At 70.1% G+C, this 17,510-nt stretch carries 15 protein-coding genes and 1 pseudogene; 7 read left to right on the top strand and 9 right to left on the bottom strand.

Going from position 1 to position 17,510, the window contains the following annotated elements; genetic code table 11:
* Positions 1 to 75: 75 nt before the first annotated feature.
* Entirely contained in the window at positions 76 to 1,902 is a 1,827-nt protein-coding gene (locus AB0G11_RS39950) for a serine hydrolase (protein ID WP_357591873.1), read from the bottom strand.
* Between the two features lie 286 nt (positions 1,903 to 2,188).
* Here AB0G11_RS39950 and AB0G11_RS39945 point away from each other — a divergent pair, with 286 nt between their 5' ends.
* From AB0G11_RS39945 to AB0G11_RS39920, 6 genes are all read left to right on the top strand, one after another.
* Positions 2,189 to 3,547 carry an alpha/beta fold hydrolase gene (locus AB0G11_RS39945; protein WP_357591871.1) on the top strand — a complete coding sequence of 453 codons (1,359 nt, stop codon included), beginning with the start codon at positions 2,189 to 2,191 and terminating at the stop codon, positions 3,545 to 3,547.
* 7 nt (positions 3,548 to 3,554) lie between these two features.
* Complete coding sequence (locus AB0G11_RS39940; protein ID WP_357591869.1) at positions 3,555 to 4,742, top strand: sensor histidine kinase; 1,188 nt, start codon at positions 3,555 to 3,557, stop codon at positions 4,740 to 4,742.
* Positions 4,739 to 5,395: a response regulator transcription factor gene (locus tag AB0G11_RS39935; protein WP_357591867.1), complete on the top strand. Its 657-nt coding sequence runs from the start codon at positions 4,739 to 4,741 to the stop codon at positions 5,393 to 5,395. Before AB0G11_RS39940 ends, AB0G11_RS39935 begins: the two co-directional genes overlap by 4 nt.
* Positions 5,396 to 5,489: 94 nt before the next feature.
* A complete protein-coding gene (locus AB0G11_RS39930) occupies positions 5,490 to 6,176 on the top strand; it encodes a tetratricopeptide repeat protein (RefSeq protein WP_357591866.1) in 687 nt (228 codons plus the stop codon).
* A gap of 243 nt (positions 6,177 to 6,419) precedes the next feature.
* Positions 6,420 to 6,764 carry a hypothetical protein gene (locus AB0G11_RS39925; protein WP_357591864.1) on the top strand — a complete coding sequence of 115 codons (345 nt, stop codon included), beginning with the start codon at positions 6,420 to 6,422 and terminating at the stop codon, positions 6,762 to 6,764.
* 9 nt (positions 6,765 to 6,773) lie between these two features.
* Positions 6,774 to 7,841: a phosphotransferase gene (locus AB0G11_RS39920; protein ID WP_219502981.1), complete on the top strand. Its 1,068-nt coding sequence runs from the start codon at positions 6,774 to 6,776 to the stop codon at positions 7,839 to 7,841.
* A gap of 175 nt (positions 7,842 to 8,016) precedes the next feature.
* On the opposite strand, the gene AB0G11_RS39915 is transcribed toward AB0G11_RS39920, so the two are convergent.
* From AB0G11_RS39915 to AB0G11_RS39900, 4 genes are all read right to left on the bottom strand, one after another.
* Entirely contained in the window at positions 8,017 to 9,099 is a 1,083-nt protein-coding gene (locus tag AB0G11_RS39915; RefSeq protein ID WP_219502984.1) for a CU044_5270 family protein, read from the bottom strand.
* Positions 9,099 to 9,686 (bottom strand): RNA polymerase sigma factor, encoded by a 588-nt coding sequence (locus AB0G11_RS39910; RefSeq protein WP_219502989.1) that lies wholly within the window; start codon positions 9,684 to 9,686, stop codon positions 9,099 to 9,101. The genes AB0G11_RS39915 and AB0G11_RS39910 overlap by 1 nt, the downstream gene beginning before the upstream one ends.
* A 225-nt stretch (positions 9,687 to 9,911) precedes the next feature.
* The gene (locus AB0G11_RS39905) at positions 9,912 to 11,558 is read right to left on the bottom strand and encodes an FAD-dependent monooxygenase (RefSeq protein ID WP_357591862.1); all 1,647 of its coding nucleotides are present in this window, start codon (positions 11,556 to 11,558) and stop codon (positions 9,912 to 9,914) included.
* An 81-nt stretch (positions 11,559 to 11,639) separates the two neighbouring features.
* A complete protein-coding gene (locus AB0G11_RS39900; RefSeq protein ID WP_357591860.1) occupies positions 11,640 to 12,236 on the bottom strand; it encodes a TetR/AcrR family transcriptional regulator in 597 nt (198 codons plus the stop codon).
* Positions 12,237 to 12,338: 102 nt separating this feature from the next.
* On the opposite strand from AB0G11_RS39900, the gene AB0G11_RS39895 reads away from it, so the two are divergent.
* Positions 12,339 to 12,707 carry a DoxX family protein gene (locus tag AB0G11_RS39895; protein WP_357591858.1) on the top strand — a complete coding sequence of 123 codons (369 nt, stop codon included), beginning with the start codon at positions 12,339 to 12,341 and terminating at the stop codon, positions 12,705 to 12,707.
* A gap of 124 nt (positions 12,708 to 12,831) precedes the next feature.
* On the opposite strand, the gene AB0G11_RS39890 is transcribed toward AB0G11_RS39895, so the two are convergent.
* The 4 genes and pseudogenes from AB0G11_RS39890 to AB0G11_RS39875 form a co-directional block, all read right to left on the bottom strand.
* On the bottom strand, positions 12,832 to 13,392 hold the full coding sequence (locus AB0G11_RS39890) for a cysteine hydrolase (protein WP_219502998.1): 561 nt from the start codon (positions 13,390 to 13,392) through the stop codon (positions 12,832 to 12,834).
* 240 nt (positions 13,393 to 13,632) lie between these two features.
* The gene (locus AB0G11_RS39885; RefSeq protein WP_246644407.1) at positions 13,633 to 13,779 is read right to left on the bottom strand and encodes a hypothetical protein; all 147 of its coding nucleotides are present in this window, start codon (positions 13,777 to 13,779) and stop codon (positions 13,633 to 13,635) included.
* 9 nt (positions 13,780 to 13,788) lie between these two features.
* Positions 13,789 to 13,980, bottom strand: a pseudogene (locus AB0G11_RS39880) (integrase core domain-containing protein); the annotation flags it as partial.
* Positions 13,981 to 14,049: 69 nt separating this feature from the next.
* On the bottom strand, positions 14,050 to 17,505 hold the full coding sequence (locus AB0G11_RS39875) for a LamG-like jellyroll fold domain-containing protein (RefSeq protein ID WP_357591856.1): 3,456 nt from the start codon (positions 17,503 to 17,505) through the stop codon (positions 14,050 to 14,052).
* Between the last annotated feature and the right edge of the window lie 5 nt (positions 17,506 to 17,510).

The raw sequence follows: 17,510 nt of genomic DNA, 5'->3' as shown, positions 1-17,510 counted from the left end.
CGCAAGGTCCGCAATCAGCGGAGGAATCCGGCGAATGTATCGGGCAATATCTGACATATCGGGACGAAATCCTACTCAGGTGTACGACAGGCCGACAAAGTTGTAGAGAAACGCCACAGCAGCGAACGCGACAAGGCCTGTCGTGACCAGCGTGTAGCCGAGCCTGGCCCACGGACGCCACCAGCGCCGCCACCAGGCGAGCACCGCACCCGCCAGCAAGGTGGCGGACAGCGCCACGGTCAGCGTCGCCAGCACCAGCAGCCCGATCAGCGCCGGAGCCCCCTGCAGGACCAGCGGCAACGCCCGGCCCTCATCGGCGATCAACGAGCCGAACCCGGCCACGAACACCATCACCGCGACACCGCCGAGCCAGGCCGCCAGCCGCCAAACCCATGGCCCCCGCATCGTCCGCCCGCGCGTCATGCGGACGGCCAGCGCCACGGGATACGCGATCACGGCGATCGCCGACGCCAGCACCGCCCACGCCAGCAGCCCGAGATGCAGCCACGAGTGCTCCAGCCAGCCGATCCGATCGAACACGACCGTCTGACCGCCGAGCGCGAGCTGACCCGGCTCAGGAAAGGCGATGCGGCTCCATCCGCCCTCCTGCTGGAAGACACCGGGCTCGACCTGGATCCAGCGCTTCTCCCCGCCGCCGAGCCCGGTGGTGACGACGCTGCCGTCGGCGTCGGCGGTGACCCGCACGGGCGTGTCCGTCAGCGCCTGAACCTTGAGCAGGCTTCCGCGACTGACGCCGCTGCTCTGGTACCAGCCCTCGTAGGCGCGGGAGGACGCGCCCGCCAGCGCCGAGACCTTCGGCGGCGCCGATTCCGGCAGGTACCGGTCGATGATCTTCTCCACCAGCGCGAACCCGTCCAGCCCGTGCCGGCTGGTGCCGTCGCCGTTGGACATCACGTGAACGCCGATGCCCTGCTCGGGCAGCAGGAACATGTAGGTGTGCATGCCGGGCATGTCACCACCCTTGAACAGCAGCCGATGCCCCTTGTACGGCCGCTCCTCCCACATGAACCCCATCCCGGCCAGGCTGGGATGCTCGCTGTACTGCCGGCGCTGCATCTCGGCCGCGACCCCGGCCCCGGCCCGCACGTCCCGCGACAACTGCGCCTTCAGGTAGAGAGCCATGTCGGCGGCGGTCGACGCCGGACCGGCACCGGAAGCGGCGAAGTCCGCGCAGTCGACCGACGTGGGCGTACCGTCCACCAGATAGGCCTTGGTGCCGCGCAGCCCGCCGCAGGTCATGACGGAGTCATGCATGCCGAGCGGCTCGAACACCTGCCGCTTCACGTACTCCTCGAACGGCGTTCCCGACACGGTCTGCACCAGATATCCAGCCAGCGCCACCCCGTAGTTGCTGTAGGACACCCCGGTGCCCGGCGGGCGCACCCGTTCCGGCTGGTGCGCGGCCAGCGCCTCGCCCAGCGGCAGAATGTCCGAGGCGCTGCCCACGACGTAGTCCTCGTCGAACCCTGCTGTGTGCGTGAGAAGGTGCCGCAACGTGACCGGGCGCCCCGGATAGGTGTCACGGACCTGGAACGTCTTGAGATAGGAGTTCACGTCCGCGTCCAGGCTCAGTTCGCCCGCGCGGGCGAGTTGCAGAGCGGCCTGCGCGGTGAACAACTTGGTCTCCGAGCCGATGAGGAACCTGGTGCGCTCGGGATCCACCGGCACCCGCCGCTCCGCATCGGCCCAGCCGTACCCCTTGTGCACCACCAGCCGGCCGTCGGCCACCACCGTCACCGCCACGCCGGGGATCTTCTCCTCGGCCATCGTCGTGGTGACGTGCTCGTCGACCAGCGCGCTGAGCCCCTGCGGGGCGGGCGGCTCGACGGCCTGCGCCGGGGAGGCCGTCAGCACCAAAGCGGTCATGAGTTTCAGCAACATGACGTCAAGGGTCCTGCGCACACCCCTGCCGGCACATCGCCGACGCCACCCATCCGCCCCTCCGCCGCCTGGGGGAGCCGTACGGGACAACCCCCTCGGTTCCGCCAGGCCGGGCCGTGCTGGTGTTGAGAGGATATGCCGGACGGCAGATGCCCCGCGGGATCTGCGGTGCGAGGTTGGCCTCGTGAAGAAATTCAGGACAACGCTCGCCGCTCTCGCTCTCGGGACGACGATGGCGGTCATACCCCAAGCGGCCCAGGCCCTGAATACCGGGACCCTGACGTGGGTGAAGTGCGGGGATGGCATGGACTGCGCCAAACTGCCGGTGCCGATCGACTGGAAACAGCCTGACGGCCCGAAAACTCAGGTCGACCTTGCCAAGCTGCCTGCGCGCGACCCCGCGCACAAGCTCGGCTCGCTGGTGGTCAACACCGGTGGTGGCGCGACCATCCAGCCCGTACGCGGGATGCCCGCCGTGGTGTCGGAGCTGACCACCTGGTTCGACGTGGTCCTCATCGACCCCCGGGGAATGGGCGACAAGGGCAGCGCCTCGATGGTGACGTGCGATACACCGCAGGCCGGCAGCGCCGGGCTGATCCTGCGGCCCGGCGAGAAGGGCTGGCACGCGCAGGCCAAGGCCAACGCGGCCTACGACGCCTCCTGCCGCAAGGCCATGGGCGCCGCCTACGCGGGCATGACCTCCTGGCAGGTGGCCCACGATCTCGAGGCCCTGCGGGTCGCGCTCGGCGAGCCGAAACTGCGCTACTTGGGCAACTCCTACGGCACCTCCTACGGGCAGGCCTATGTGGAGCTGTTCCCGGCCAAGGTCGGCAGGATGGTGCTGGACAGCGTCGCCGACCACACCCAGCCGTTGCTGGAACGCTGGCTGATGGACAACGCGGTCACCGAGGAGAAGCAGCTGGGTCGCTTCCGTGACTGGTGCGAGGATGGATGCGCGCTGGGCGGCGATGACGCGATCAAGGTGTTCGACGACCTGCTGGCCCGTGTCCGGAAAGCTCCCCTGCCCGCAAGCAAGGCCACGATGAACGAGCAGGAGTTCCTCGTCGCCGTACGCGAAGGACTGGCCCCGCCGCGCTGGCCCGCCCTGGCGGCGGCGCTGCGCAGGGCCGCCGACGGCGACGCCACGGAGCTGTCGAAGATCTGGCCCCTGCCTCCCGAGGTTCCCGCGAATCCCCACAACACGATGCTGTGCCACGACTACATGCCCGACCTGCCCAGCTACGGGGCCTTCCGCGCCCTGGAGTCGCGGCTGCGCAAGGCCGCGCCGCGGATCGGCTGGATCCAGGGCCGCTACCAGATCGGCCGGTGTCTCGGCATGGGCAAGAAGCCGGCCAACCCGCCGCACCCGCTGCGGGCCCAGGGTGTGCCACCGGTACTGGTCGCCATCGGTGACACCGACGACAACACTCCCAACCTCGCCGCAGAGCACTTCGCCTCTCAGCTCCCGGGGGCGCGTGTGGTCAGGCACGGCGACGGGCACGCCGCCTACCTCATGCAGAGCGCCGGAGGGCTGGGCAGGACCTGCCTGCGCACGTACGTCCATGACTACCTGACGGCGGGTAGCCTGCCCCCACCCGGAGCGCGGTGCCCCGGCGACCTGGTGGCGAAGTTCCCGCGGGGGTGAGCCGGGCATGATCAAGGCTTGGAAGGCGGTGCCCGTGCTCGTCGGCGACGGCGGGCTGGCGGTCGCCCTGGCGCTGGTGACCTTGGGAGTTCCGCTGCTGGGGTCCGGCACGACGAACCCGAACGGGTTCACGCCGGTCTGGGCGGTGCTGGCCTGCGCGGTGTGCGCGCCATTGACCGTGCGCCGCCGTCTGCCACTGACCGCGGCGCTCGCCTCGGGCACCGCCGTCCTGCTCGCGATCATTCTCGGCCACCCTTCCGTCGCGACCTGGGTGACGGTCGTGGCGTTCGCCTCGGCGGCCTACCACCGCGACCGGGCACGGTGGTTGACCGCGGTCCTCGCGGCCTGCTGGCTGGTCACAGCCGGTCTGTTGACAGGCGATGCCCCGTCGGACCCGTCAAGTCTGTCCCGGCTGGCAATGTCGGTGTTCGCCGGCCTCGCCCCGGTCCTGCTCGGCCACGTACTGCGGCTGAACCAGAGCAGGACCCAGCAACTCGTCCTGGTCGAGCGGGCCCAGGAGCGCACCCGGATCGCCCGGGACGTGCACGACGTGGTGGGCCACCATCTCAGCGCGATCCGGCTGCAGGCAGTGGGGGCGCGGAGGGGCACACCCGCCGACGCCGATCAGGCGCTGAAGACGATCGCGGAGATTTCCGCCACCGCGCTCGGCGACACTCGGCGGCTGCTCGGCCTGCTCCGCGACGACGACGGCGACACCGACCTCGGCTCGCTGGCCGCTCGCCTGTCACAGCAGGGGCTCCGGGTGCGGCTGCGCGGCGACTCCCTGCTGGAGGGGGTTGCCCTGCGGGTACGGCATGCGGCCTACCGGATCGTTCAGGAGTCGCTGACCAACGTGATGCGGCACTCCGGGAGCGCGCAGGCCACGGTGCGGATCGAACGCAGCGGCCACGACCTGACGATCGTCGTGCAGGATGACGGGCAGGCGACACCCAGCAGTCCGGCCAGCCCCGACGGGGATGGGCTACGCGGGATGCGGGAGCGAGCGGAACTGCTCGGAGGCACGCTCACCGCGGGGCCGCGTACCTCTCGCGGGTGGCAGGTCACCGCCCGCCTGCCCGTGGATGATTCCGCCGGCCGGACGCCCACCGCGACAGGAGCGAGTCCTGCCCCGACCGCGAGCCGCCCCAAGCCGCGATCCGCAGCCGGCCGTGACACACAGGAGGCCACTTCGTGAGCATCCGCCTGATAGTCGCCGACGACCAGGCGCCCACCCGGGAGGGTCTGCGTCTGCTCCTGTCGTCCGAACCGGACCTGGAGGTCGTGGCGCTGGCGGCCGACGGGTTCGAGCTGGTCGAGATGGCCCGGCGGCACCGGCCGGACGTTGTGCTCACCGACATCCGCATGCCGCGCATGGACGGACTTGCCGCGATCCGCGGCCTGCTGGCTCTCGACCCTGCGCCGGCCGTGGTGGCACTGACCACATTCGACCTCGACGACTATCTGTTCGGCGCGTTGCAGGCCGGGGCGGTCGGGTTCCTGCTGAAGGAGAGCGACCCCGGCCTGATCCTGGACGCGGTGCGAGTCGCCCACAACGGGCAGGGGCTGGTGGACCCTCGGGTGACCCCCCGTCTGCTGAACCGCTTCATGGCGACCTCACCACGTCCGTCCACCGAACCGGCCACCCTGACGCCACGCGAAACCGACGTGTTGCGCCATCTCGCCGCAGGCTGCAGCAACGCCGAGATCGCCCAGGCACTGGTGATCTCGCCCGGTACGGTCAAGGTTCACATCGAGCGGATCCTGGCCAAGCTGGGGGTGCGGACTCGTGTGCAGGCGGCCATCTACGCCCACCGGCATGGCCTCGTCACCTGGGCCGACCTTCCCTGAGCGCGCGACATCGCTGGGGCGCTCTGCCATGAATCCCTATGATTGTGACATCGAAGCTCGAGCGTCACCAAGGATGGGGACGAGGTAACGCGGGATGCACGCAGAGGGCCGTATCGAGCGGGCCAGGCTGGCCTATGAGCGGGCTGTCTACGCTGGTGACCAGGGCGTGTTGTCTGAGGCAGAGCGGGAGTTGGACAAGGTCGAGGCTGATCTCGCGCTGGCTCGAGGTCGGATCTTGCATGCGCGGTTTCTCGAGGAACGTCACGAGGATTCACACGAACTGGCCTTGATGGAGCGTGCGGCACACCTCTATCGGAGGCTCGGCGATGTGGCCGGAGAAGCTGAGGCGCTGTTCTGGATGGGGTGCGTCCACCAGGTCATTCGTGGCGATGCCGATTCCGCGATCCCTCTGTTCGAACAGTCTCTTGAGCTGGCGCTGAAAGCCGACGACCTGGGAATTCGATCCGAGGTGCTTCGTCACCTGGGCATCGCCGATCATTCTGCGGGCCGGTTGGACAGTGCACGGGAGAAGCTGGAGGAGTCGGTACGGCTGCGCCGGCGTATTGAGCTTTGGGCAGGAGTCGCGGCCAATCAGGTCGGCCTGATTTACATCGCTGCGGCGCAGGGGCGCAGGGACGACGCGCTGGCACTGGCAGAGGAGGCGTACGCGATCGCGGAGTCCTGCGGTGCCGAGCGCATCGTGCGCCAGATCGTTGAGGCAAGAGCGCAGCTTCAGACCCCCGGTAACCGATCAGAACGAGACCAGGCGGAGCGCACGTAGGGGTTTCACCCTCGCCTTGATCGGGTCCTGAGGGCCTCGGAGGTCCCACCTTGAGCTTCAAACTCACGACAGCGGGGGCTTGAGCGCGGGAAAGCGCCGAGGCCACCACCCGAGGGTGGTCGCTCATGGAGATCGTCAGCCTCATGCTGGGCGTGGGCGGGGCTGGGGGTGCTGGCGGGATGGCGGGCCACTCGTGGGGGCGCCCCAACGGGCCGCCGCCTGGCGCGAGGCGCCGTCGCCGGTGTGGTGGCCCTGCTCGCCGCCACCGCTGCCTACTACATCGCCGACACGATCGTCCACGACGTCTCATCCGGCTCCTACGCCTACGACACGGTCTACTGGTGGGTGGCGAGCGCCTTGTTCGGTCCGGTGCTCGGCGCCATCGGAGCCTGCGCCGGACACCCGGGAGTGATCGGCATGCTCGCCCGGCTGACCGTGCCGGTCGGCGCGGCAGTACAGATGGCCGTGCTGCCACCGGGCAGGAACGATGTGCTCACCAACATCGGGCAGTGGGTCGTGTGGACGGCGGCCGCTGTGGCTGCCGGCCTGGTGGTTGCCCACTTCCTGCGCGTACGGCGACGGGCCTAGGCTGTCCCGGTGCTCAACTTGGTGGAGTGGACCAGGCTGGAGCCGTGGCGAGTCGCTCGTGCCCGCACCGACCGCGGCGAGTCCGTGATCGTCAAGTGGGCGGGTCCCCATGTCGACGGCAGGCACACCGACGCCTGGCGGCTGCGCACAGAGGTGGCCGCGCTGCGCTTTCTGGCAGACGATCTCAGCGTTGACCTGGCGCCACGCGTCCTGGCGGAGGATCTTCGCGCCGAGCGTGTCATCCTTCAGGATCTGGCGCCGCGCGTCGCGCTGGACGGACTCCTGCGGCGAGATGGCGTCGTCGCACATGCCCCGCGCCTGGAGGCATTCGCCCGGGCCCGTGGCGAGCTGGGCGCGGTCACCGCCGGACACGCCGAGCTGTACTACCGCAGGCGACACCTCCTGGGGCCGGTCGATCCCGAGGCCGACCGGCTCGGGCACGTCACCCGGCTGCGCAGGGAGAGTTCTTCTCAGGCCGAGGCGCTGGGCGTGCCTCTCACCGGGGCCGTGGAGCGCGAACTGGCTCGCGCGCTGGACGTGCTGGCCGATCCGGGGCCGTTCCTGGCACTCAGCAACGGCGATCCGGAGACCAACAACGTCCTGGTCCGTACGGACGGGCCGGCCGACGCGCGCTTGATCGACTTCGAGTTCGCCGGGTTCACCCATGCCCTGCACGATGCCGTCTGCCTGTATGTCCCCGGTCCTGCCTGGATGTGGGTCGGCGGCTCCGCGACGCTGCCGCAGGTGGGGGACGTCTACCGGCGTGCTCTGGCGGCCGGGGTGCCGCAGGCCGAGGACGATCGGCTCTATGGGACGGCCTTGGCGGCGGCGTGCGTGGCGTTCGCGCTTGCCCGCCTGTCGCGCCGTCACCGGCTGGACGGGCGTCCGGCCGGTGACGACAGCCGGGCCCAGCTCGTCACCTCCTTGGAGGCCGCTGCTTCCGCTGCCCGGGAGCATCGTGCTCTGCCGTACCTGGCGGGCCTGTGCCTGCACCTGGCGGAGGCCCTGCGCCGCCGCTGGCCCGACGCTGACGTGGACACCGCCGCTCTGGCGCCCTACACGCCACGCCGCCGCTGACGGGGACGATCAGGAACCGCTCCGCTCGAATCGGGCGACGCCTGCCGAGCAGGACGCGTCAGCAGGCGCTCCCACTCCTGCCAGCCCCTGCCCCGGTGAGGCGGAAGGCAGGCGCCAGCACGGCGGGGTCGCCGGGCAGGTCGAACCCGGCGGTCTGGAGCCGCTGGAGGGGTGGTCAGCAGAACATCGGCTTGGCCGCGTCCTTGGGAACCTCCGGTACGGAGTCGACGACCTTCACCGACATCACCGCCATACTGCCGCCCGGGATCTCCTCGACCTGTCCGCCCTCCTTCCGGCCGATCCAGCTCCGGGATCCGAGGAACCGGTACGTGCCCGGCTCGAAGATGAGCTCCCCACGCTCCCAGCCGCTGGGATGCTCGAACTTGAGCGAGACGCCCACCCCGCGTCGCCCAGCGGTGTCGGTCAGCTCCGGGACGATGGTCACGGTCGGCATCTTCGACAGCGCGCCGAAGATCGTGGCCCTGGTCCGGGAGGAGATGAGCGGGTTCTGCGCCAGCTTGAGCAACCGGCTCGCGACGACCTTGTCGACCCGCATGTCGATCTCGTTCTGGCCCAGCTCCGTCTCACCTCGTCTGGCCTGGTCGGACCGTACGAACGCCGTCGCGTCCTGGCGGATCTTCGCCAGAAGCCGATCGGGATCGGCGGGCAGATCGGCGACCTGCGGGGGCGCGCCCAGGGAGCCCCTGCGGCACTGCCCGGCGCGCTCGTACTCCACGGTCCCGGGCGCTTGCACCTGCGTCGGGCCTGGTCCGCTGATGACCTGTATCTGCCCGTACGTCGAGCGCGTCAGCGCGGGCTTGGCGGGGTCCTCGGCGGGCATCCACATCTCTCGGCGCACGTGCCGGGTGTAGTCGCCCTCGGAACCGCTGGCGAAGGTGACGGCCTCCTGGTCGACGTAGAAATACTGCCCCGGCCCGGGCCGTACGTCCTCCTTCGCCGCGACCGTGGCCGCGTTCCGGAGCAACTCGGCGGCACTGGCCGGAGCGGCCACGAACGGAGCGGAGTCTTCACCGCCACGCACCATGACGAGTCCCGCGGTCACCGCCGCCGCGAGGCCGGCAGCCAGGCCGGCCCTCATCACCAGCCTGCGGCCCGGGAAGCGGCGAGCAGGCCGCGCGGTGCCGGCCCGTTCGGCCTCCATCTCTTCGGCCACCAGCACCCATGCGCGCGCGGTCACCTCGGGCGCGGGTTCGGGCAGGCTGTCGTGGTGAGCCTTGATCGCTTCGAGTTCGTTCATCACAGTGCCTCCCCGGCGGGACCGATGCTCTTGCGGAGCTTCTTGCGGGCGCGGTTGAGGCGTGAGCCCACCGTTCCCTGCGGTATGCCGAGAGCCTCGGCCACCTCGTCGTAGCTGAGCTGGGCGCAGGCGACCAGCACCAGGACATCCCGGTCCCCGGCCGAGAGCCGGGCGAGGCCCGCGGCCAGCCGCGGTTGCATGGTCGCCGCAGAGACCCGCTGCACCACGCGCTCGTCGTGGCTGGCGATCTGCGCGGCATCGGCGCTTCTGGCCAGCGCCCGGTATCTGCGCGCTTCACCACGGTGGTGGTCGGCGATCAGGTTGGAGGCGATGCCGTACAGCCAGGGGCGCGCGCTGGAGCAGGTGAGGTCGAAGCGGTCCCGGCCGCGAAAGGCGCGCAGGAAGGTCTCCGCGGTGAGGTCGTCCGCGGCGGACTCGCCCAAGCGCAGGTGAACGTAGCGGTGGATGGCCGCGAAATAGCGATCGAAGACCGCGCCGAAGCGATCCGGGTCACGCCACGACGCCTCTATCAGCTGCGCGTCGGTGTCCTCGCTGGGAGGCGCCGAATCTTGGGGTGGAGCTGGCATGCATGCTTGCCTTTCAGGCGGTTACCTCGGAACACCCCTGGTTCGGCGAACTCCCGATTCCTCTTCACGGTCCATCGCGTGACCCGAGGACGGCTGCATGCCTGACCCTGCCATACAGGCTCGCCGGGCATGGTGGCCGAGCGCTCCCGGCCAGTTCAGCGCCGCCACCGGCGCCGGCCGCGCGTCTTTGACCATGAACCTGCGGTCAGGCTGTCGGGTCCGGTGTCATGGTGCCGTCTCTTCCTTGAAGGGTGCGGCGCCCAGGGCGTGGAAGTAGTCGTTGACGGGCGCGAGGTCGATGCTGTCGCCGCGGTAGCCGACGTATTTGTCCGGGCGAATCACGTACAGGCTGGGGCGGCGGACGCCGTAGCGGTTGTGCGCTTCGCTGCGCAGGTCGGCGAAGACGCCGCCGGAGAGTCCGGGTGGCAGGTGGCCGCGGGTGATGAGATGGACCTCGCCGTGCCCGGCCATCGCCTCGTGCGCCGTGGCCTGCCAGCGGGCCAGGGTGGCGGAATCGGTGGTGTCGGCGGCGAACAGCAGAAGGTGGTGGCCGGGGGTGCGGAGGAGGTGCCGCAGGGAGACCGGGCCCTGGCGGTTCTCGAGGTAGCTGTCGCGCATCAGCTCGCCGGCTTCCGGTCCGGTGGAGGCGATGTCACTCCACGCCTTGGCCGGGGACTCCTTCCAGCGTTGGAAGACGAGGTGGCTGTCGCGGTAGTGGACGAGGTGTTCGCCGAAGGCGTTCGACAGCCGCTGCTGCACGGGGTTGAGCTTGCCGAGCAGGCGCAGCGCGTGCCGTCTGGCTCTGCGGGCGACCAGGGTGGTGCCGGTGGCGATCTTCGTGGTGGTCGAGGTGGCCTCGACCACGGCCTTGACCACGGGCCAGCGTTCGGTCTGGTAGCTGTCCAGGAGGGATTCGTCGGCGCGGCCGGTGACGACGAGCGCGAGTTTCCAGCCCAGGTTGTACGCGTCCTGCATGCCGGTGTTCATGCCCTGGCCGCCCACCGGGCTGTGGCTGTGCGCGGCGTCTCCGGCCAGCAGGATCCGGCCGTCGCGGAGCCGGTCGGCCAGGCTTTCGCGGGCCACGAACGACGAACTCCACTGCAGGTCGCGGACGCCAGGGTCGAGGGGGGTGGGTTCGGCGACCCAGGTGGCGAAGTCGTCCAGCCCGGGGGTGCGCGGTGGCCGGTCGTCCGGCGTGCTGGCCAGGATGCGCCAGTAGCCCCCGACCATCGGGAAGACGGCCACCAGGCCGGATCGGTCGAAGTAGACGTGGAAACGATCCCGCGTCAGCGGCCAGTCCACGGCGACGTCGCCCAGGATGAAGCCCCGCTTCAGATCGGTCCTCACCCGGCCGATGCCCGCCGTCTCGCGAACGGTGCTGTGGGCGCCGTCGGCACCGATCAGCCAGCCTGTTCGGCACCGCTCGCGGCGACCGTCCTCGTGCTCGAGTTCGACGCTGACGCCGTGCTCGTCCGTCTTCTGACCGAGCAGGCGGGTGCCCCATTCGACGGTGACCCCGAGGTGCTCGGCGTGCTCGCGCAGCAGCGCGACCGTCTGCCACTGCGGGATGCACAGGTCCAGCGGGAACGAGGAGTCCACGGCTGTCACGTCCATCTCGGCCAGCGTCGTCGTCCCCTGGTAGAAGTTCAGCGTGTGCAGCGGGACGCCTCGGTCGAGGGCGGCCTGGGCCAGCCCGATGTCGTCCAGCATCTCCAGCGATCGGGCCACGATGGAGACCGCCCGGCTCTCTCGATGGTCGGCGCTCTCGGCGTTGACGACGCGCGGGATGACGCCTCTGCGTGCCAGTTCTATGGCCAGCACCAGTCCGGTCGGGCCCGCACCGGCGATGAGGATGTCGGCGTTCACGGTCACAGATCCATCCTTAGAACGAATGATCGTTCTTTTTAGAACAGCACGATGCCGACTCCAACGTCAAGAGCGAATGTTCGTTCTCTACTGGCCGGCCTGCGTCGACGCCGACATCAGGGCCTTCAGGCCGCTCCTGAACGCCGCCGGGTCCGCGTGCCCGTACACCGCACGCGCCACCAGGAACCCGTCCACGAGCGCCATCAGGACATCGGCCACCTGCTCCGCCGGCACGTCCGCGGACAGCAGCCCGCGCCGCTGGTGACGGGCCACGAGGCCGCCGACCACGTGGCGCGCCTCCTGCACGACCTCCTGCAGCTTCGCGCGCAGCGACGGCGAGCGCAGCGCCTCCGCCCACACCTGGACCAGGAACTGCGCGGACTCGCGTGAGCCGGACAGCGGCGGACGGCCGACGCCCAGCACGAGGTCGACGATGTCGTCCAGATCCGGCGGCGCCGCGTCGTCCGCCTCGAACGCCGAAGCGACCTCGGCCAGAGCCTCGGAGGCGGTCGCGGCGATGATGTCGTCCTTGCTCTTGAAGTAGCGGTAGACGGCTCCGGCCGACAGTTCCGCCTCGGCCAGCACGTCCTGCATGGAAGTGGCATGGAAGCCGTTGCGAAGGAAGCAGCGGCGGGCGGCGTCCAGGATCTGGCGGCGGCGGGCTTCGAGATGTTCTTTGGGCATGCGGGCCATGGGACCGAACGTAGAACGAACATTCGTCCTTGACAACTTCGCCGTCTACGTCATAGTGAAAGAACGTTCGTTCTCTGTGGAAAGGATCATGTCATGGTGTTGGCCGCCACCATCCTGAGCGCTCTGGTCGCTCTCGTCTTCCTGCTCGCCGGCGCCCAGAAGCTGCTGCTGCGCCCTCAAGTGACCGCCAACCTCTTGCGACTCGGCGTCGGCTCGACGATGACCCGAACCATCGGCGTCCTGGAGACAGCCGGTGCCCTGGGGCTTGTGGCCGGGCTCCTGTGGAGACCGATCGCCGTAGCGGCAGCAGCCGGTCTCACGCTGCTGCTGATCGGCGCGATCGGCTATCACGTGCGCGCCCGCGACTTCGCCCATCGGCGCCACCGCTCCCACGCCGCGGCTCCCGTACTCCTGGCAGTGGTCGCCGCGACAACCACGATGACGCTGCTGCTGACGCCGTAACGATGACCAGGCCGCTTCGATATCGCGCCTACGCAGGTGGCCCCGGTTGTCGCGGGAGGAGTATGCCTTGGCCCCCAGCACCCGCGCAGGCTGCCTACGTTCAGTCACCCCCTGGGGGGAATGATCACAGGCGAGCGGTCCACTCGTGGGCGGTGAGGACGTCAGCACCCCTGGCCGGGAAGACGCGGTTGACCAGGAAGTCGTGCACGTCCGGCTCCCCGTCGGCGCAGGCGTCGCTGAGCACGGTCACGTGGTAGTCGCGGTCGGAGGCGTCGTAGAGCGTGGCGGCGATCATCGCCCCGGTCGCGACGCCGGTCAGCACGATCGAGTCGACGCGCTGGGCGCGCAGGAGGCGATCGAGGTCGGTCGCCGCGAACGCGCTGGCCCTGCGCTTGAGGACGACGGCCTCGCCCGGCAACGGCTCGATGCGCGAATGCACGAGCGTCTCGGGAGACTCTTCGTGGAACAGCGTCCCCGCCCCATGCAGGCCCCTGATCAACTGGTTCCCCGCTGCCACGTCAAGCCCTGAGCCCCGGAGCCCGAAACGAATGAAGATCACCGGGATTCCGGCGGCCCTGGCCGCGGGAAGAACCTCTTCCACGACGGGGATCACCTTGGCGGCGAAGGGATAATTGTCCACGATGCCCGCCTGCAGATCGCCGACGATGAGCGCGGTGGTGGTCATGAGGATTCCTTGTCTGTACGGCGCGCCACCGGCCCTTCCCCACGGTCGTGCCGTTGGCGCTGCGGTCGTCCATCCGAAGTGGCCGGTTCAGCCTACGGGGGCCGTCTTTCACGCCGACCTGACGTCCGATGCCGTCGATCACGGCGGCAATCAGACCACGCGCATCAGCCCGGGAAGCTCGCCTGCAGATCCTCCGGCGCGAGGCCACGTAGCAGCGGGTCCCCTCCTGCCGGATGCGCGTCAGGCCGGCACCCGCAGCTCTCCCCAGCCGCGTTCGCGTCCGGCGGCCGGCACCCGCACCAGCCCGACGCGGATCGGGTCGCTGAGTGCGGCCATCACCTCCGTCAAGGCGATCTCGGCCTGTTCGGGATGATGCGCCTGCCTCATCCCGCCATGTTAGCTTCTTCGATCTTTTGGAACATCGAACATGGAGCGCTGCGCGCGGGGCTGGTGCGGCCGGTGGCCGTTGTAGTGATCGACGTACTCGGCCGGCACCGAGCGCAGGCGCCGTTGGCCGTAGATCTGCATGCGGTCAGTGCACTCGGCCCGTACGGTGCACACCCGCCGCTCGGCACAGCAGTTGGCCCGCGGTGCGCGGCGGGGTCTTCAGCACCGTCACGCCCCCGGCATGAGACCCGGGCGGCTGGTGGACGAGGATCAGAAGGGAGAACCGGTAGGGATTTCCGTGTATCCCGCGAGGATCTGGACCTGCTCCTGGGTCAGGATGCCGGAGAAGGCCCACAGGTCGTCGATCGCACCGGGCCAGTGCTCCCCCCACACCCCCGCGGTCTTCGACCGACCCAGTTGGAGGGGTCCTGTGGCGTCGAAGCCGATCGTGTGCCAGCGGACCGAGACCTGTTCCTCGGTCTCCTCCAGCCAGCCGTTGACATACAGGCGCAGTACGTCGGCGAAGGAGTCGTAGACGAGGGCCACATGATCCCAGGCCAGCTGGCTCTGATAGGAGGGGTGATCCGCTCGCTGCGCCACCGCTCCCGCGCTGTCGGAACCCGGCATCTCCACCTGCCAGCCTCCTGTCCCGCCTGCGGCCGAGGGGTCGTAGCGAACGGTGAACCCGCTGTTGACGACGCCCTCCTGGGAGAAGATCGCGGATTTGGCGGTGGGCCTGCTCGAGGCCGTCACCCAGCCCGCGACGGTGAAACTGCGGGCGGTGGACACCACGGGCCCGGCAGTGGCCGCGTGGTCGCCGGCGCCGTCCAGGACGAGAGCGCCCGCCGGGGAACCCAGCCAGCCGGCCGTCTGATCCACCCGGGCGTCCCCCGCCAGGGCGAGGTGGTGGCGCTGGTCCGAATCGTCCTGTCCGTCGACGTTGAGCGTCCAGCGCCCGGAAAGCACGGGGTGGCGGGCGAACAGGTCGGCGGCCTCCTCCTCGCTGACCAGGCGATCGAAGACCTGCACGTCGTCGAGCTCACCGGGGAAGTGGTCCACTTCTGCGCCGTTGTGCTTGGCCCGCCCGATGGCCATCGGGCCGGTGGCGCTCCAGGTCACCGTGAACGCCTTCTCCTGCTGCAGGACCCCGTTGACGTACAGGCGGGCGGTCTTGGCGACGGAGTCGTACACGCCCAGCAGGTGGGTCCACTCGCCGACCTCCGGCGGCGCGGTGGACAGCACCCGCACCCCGCCCTGCACGGCGTCGGCGTTGCTCAGGCTGAACGACCAGCGGTTGTCGTCGTGGACGTACTGGAGGTAGAAGCCACTGACCACGTTGCCGTCCTGGTTGACGACGGTGGCGAAGCCGTTGGTGTGCGCGAGCCTGACCCAGGCCCCCACCGAGTAGGTTTTCGCGGTGTCGATGACCGGTCCCGACGTCTGCGCATAGCCGGTCGTGCCGTCGCCGCGCATCGCGGTGCCGACCTGGCCGTCCACGCCCATCGTCGTACCGCCGGAGAGGCCGGTGCTGATCGCAGGGGTGCCTTCGCGGACGGTGGCCGACAGCGAGGTCGCGCCCGCGGGTTCGTCCAGCGGCCAGTGCGCGCGAGGTTCGGCGCCCGCGCTGACGCGGAACATGTAGGTGGTGGGCGCGCTGGCGTTACCCGCCGCATCGAGGGCCTTGACGTAAAGGAAGTTCACTCCGGCCCTGGTCGGCGCCACCTGTACGGTCACGGGACCGCCAGGAGTGGCCGGGCGGTACTCGCCCGCCGACGTGGGCGTGGTGTTGACCCCGACCCAGTAGCGGTTCACGTCGCTCTGCGTGGTGCTGACGGTGAAGGAACCGTAGCGGCCCACGCCGTCGTGCCACGGGTCATCGGGGTTCTCGGGGTCGGACGGCGGATAGTCGGCCGAGGTCAGGGAGGGTGCGGGCGGGGCGGTCGCGTCGTAGGTGAAGTAACAGCCCGTCGCGTCGCCCGCCGAGCTCCAGGGGCTCCACTGGTGGCCGTCCCAGGTGCGGACGATCCAGCTCATCCGCCTGTTCTGCGGGATGGTCGCGGGCGCGGTCACCTGGAACGTCGACCCGCTCGTCTTGGCGGCTGAGAGCGGTGAATTCCAGAAGCCGGTGTCGTTGTTCCAGATGATGCGGAACTCGGCCTGGAGCTTGGCCGCTGATCCGGAGTCGGGGTCGGTCAGGATGGCGTACAGGGTCGGCGGCCGGTTGACCGTGGGCGATCCCGGGAAGACGCACGGCCCGCCGGGGCTCATGGTCAGGTTCTTCATCAGCGGCTGCGGCGGCGGGGTGTTGTACTCGATGCGCAGGTTGGCGTCCGCGGTGAACCTCTTCCACCAGTCCATCGTCGCCTCGGAGTAGGCGCGCAGCCCGAAGGTGATCGCGGCGTCCCTGGCGCTCACCGCGGCCCGCACGACGTTGCGCAGGGAGGTTCCGCCGAATTCGACGGGCGTCTTGGAGCAGTGCGCCACGTCACGTGAGGCCAGCCGGCTGACCCAGTTGTCGTCGGTGCTGTTCCAGGTCGAGGAGGAGCCGAAGCCGCTGGCGTGCCACAGCTGGACCGAGGTGGGGTTGGAACAGTTGTAGGCGTGGGTCTCGTACGCGATGAACTCCGCGGAGAGCACGAGCTTGCCGGCGATCGAGCCGATCGGCATGCGGTAGAACAGCCGCTTCTTCTGGTCTCTCACGCAGGCGCCGTCGAACTGCACGTCGCACAGGCCCACGCCCTGGGTGCCCGTCCAGTTGTAGTACGTCGTGGTGGGGTAGCCGCTGGAGACCATCAGCCTGGCCGCCTCCCCCACCGTCTTCCACACCGGGTCGATGTAGACGGGGAAGCGGGTGGCGGGGTCGGCGAGCAGCCTGCGGTCGGGCATGAGGGCGAGTTCGTCCCCGCCCAGGTCGATGCCCACGCGGGCGACGCGCGACCCCTCGGCGGGTCCAGCCGCCTGTGCCTGACCCGCCGACAGTGACGCCGCGCCCGGCGGCGGGCCGGAGTCCCACATCAGCGGGGCCGGCGCCTCGAACACCGCGCCACCGGTCACCGCGTCGACGGCGCGCAGCGCGCCCGCCGCGTCGCCCGCCAGCCGCAGGCCGCGCGTCTCGGTCCGCAGCCGCAGGCGGGAGAGCGCCGGGTTGCGCGCCGCCTGAGGCGTCTTGACCACGAGCAGGTGCGCGAAACCGTCCACGTCGGCGCGCACGCTCAGGTCCACGCCCGGCAGCACCTCAGGGTAGGTCGCGGTGTCCCCCGTCACCACGGGCTCGGGCAGCGGTCCCGGCCAGGACAGCCCGAACGTACGGCCCGCCCTGCCCATGGACGCGAACGGTTCGGCGCCGCCGTCGGACAGGCGCAGGTCCACCGTCGCCGCGACCGGGCCGAGACCGCCGCCGGGCAGCCGGGTCAGCGCCGGGTTCACCGGGGTCCAGACGCCGTTCTTCCGGGTGCGGACCGGGCGCTGGTGCTGGATGAGCTCGAAGGTGCCCGACGGCAGGGCGCGGACCTCGCGCGACTCGCCGCGCAGGGCCGTCACCTCCACCGGCTGCCCGGACGCCCGTGCCTCCCGCGTCGCCTGCGCCTCCGTGACGGCCGCAGGCGGCTCCCCGGCGCCGTGAGCCGCGACCTGCGGCGTCAGGCCGGGCGCGAGGGAGAGCGTGACGACGGCGGCGCACGCGACTACCACCGCCTGCCGGGCTCTCCCACCCCGTAACGTTCGCATGCGTC

Source organism: Nonomuraea sp. NPDC023979, assembly GCF_040639085.1.
In the GTDB taxonomy this organism is placed as follows: Bacteria; Actinomycetota; Actinomycetes; order Streptosporangiales; family Streptosporangiaceae; genus Nonomuraea; species Nonomuraea ceibae.
This window is presented reverse-complemented; position numbering and strand designations above follow the sequence as displayed.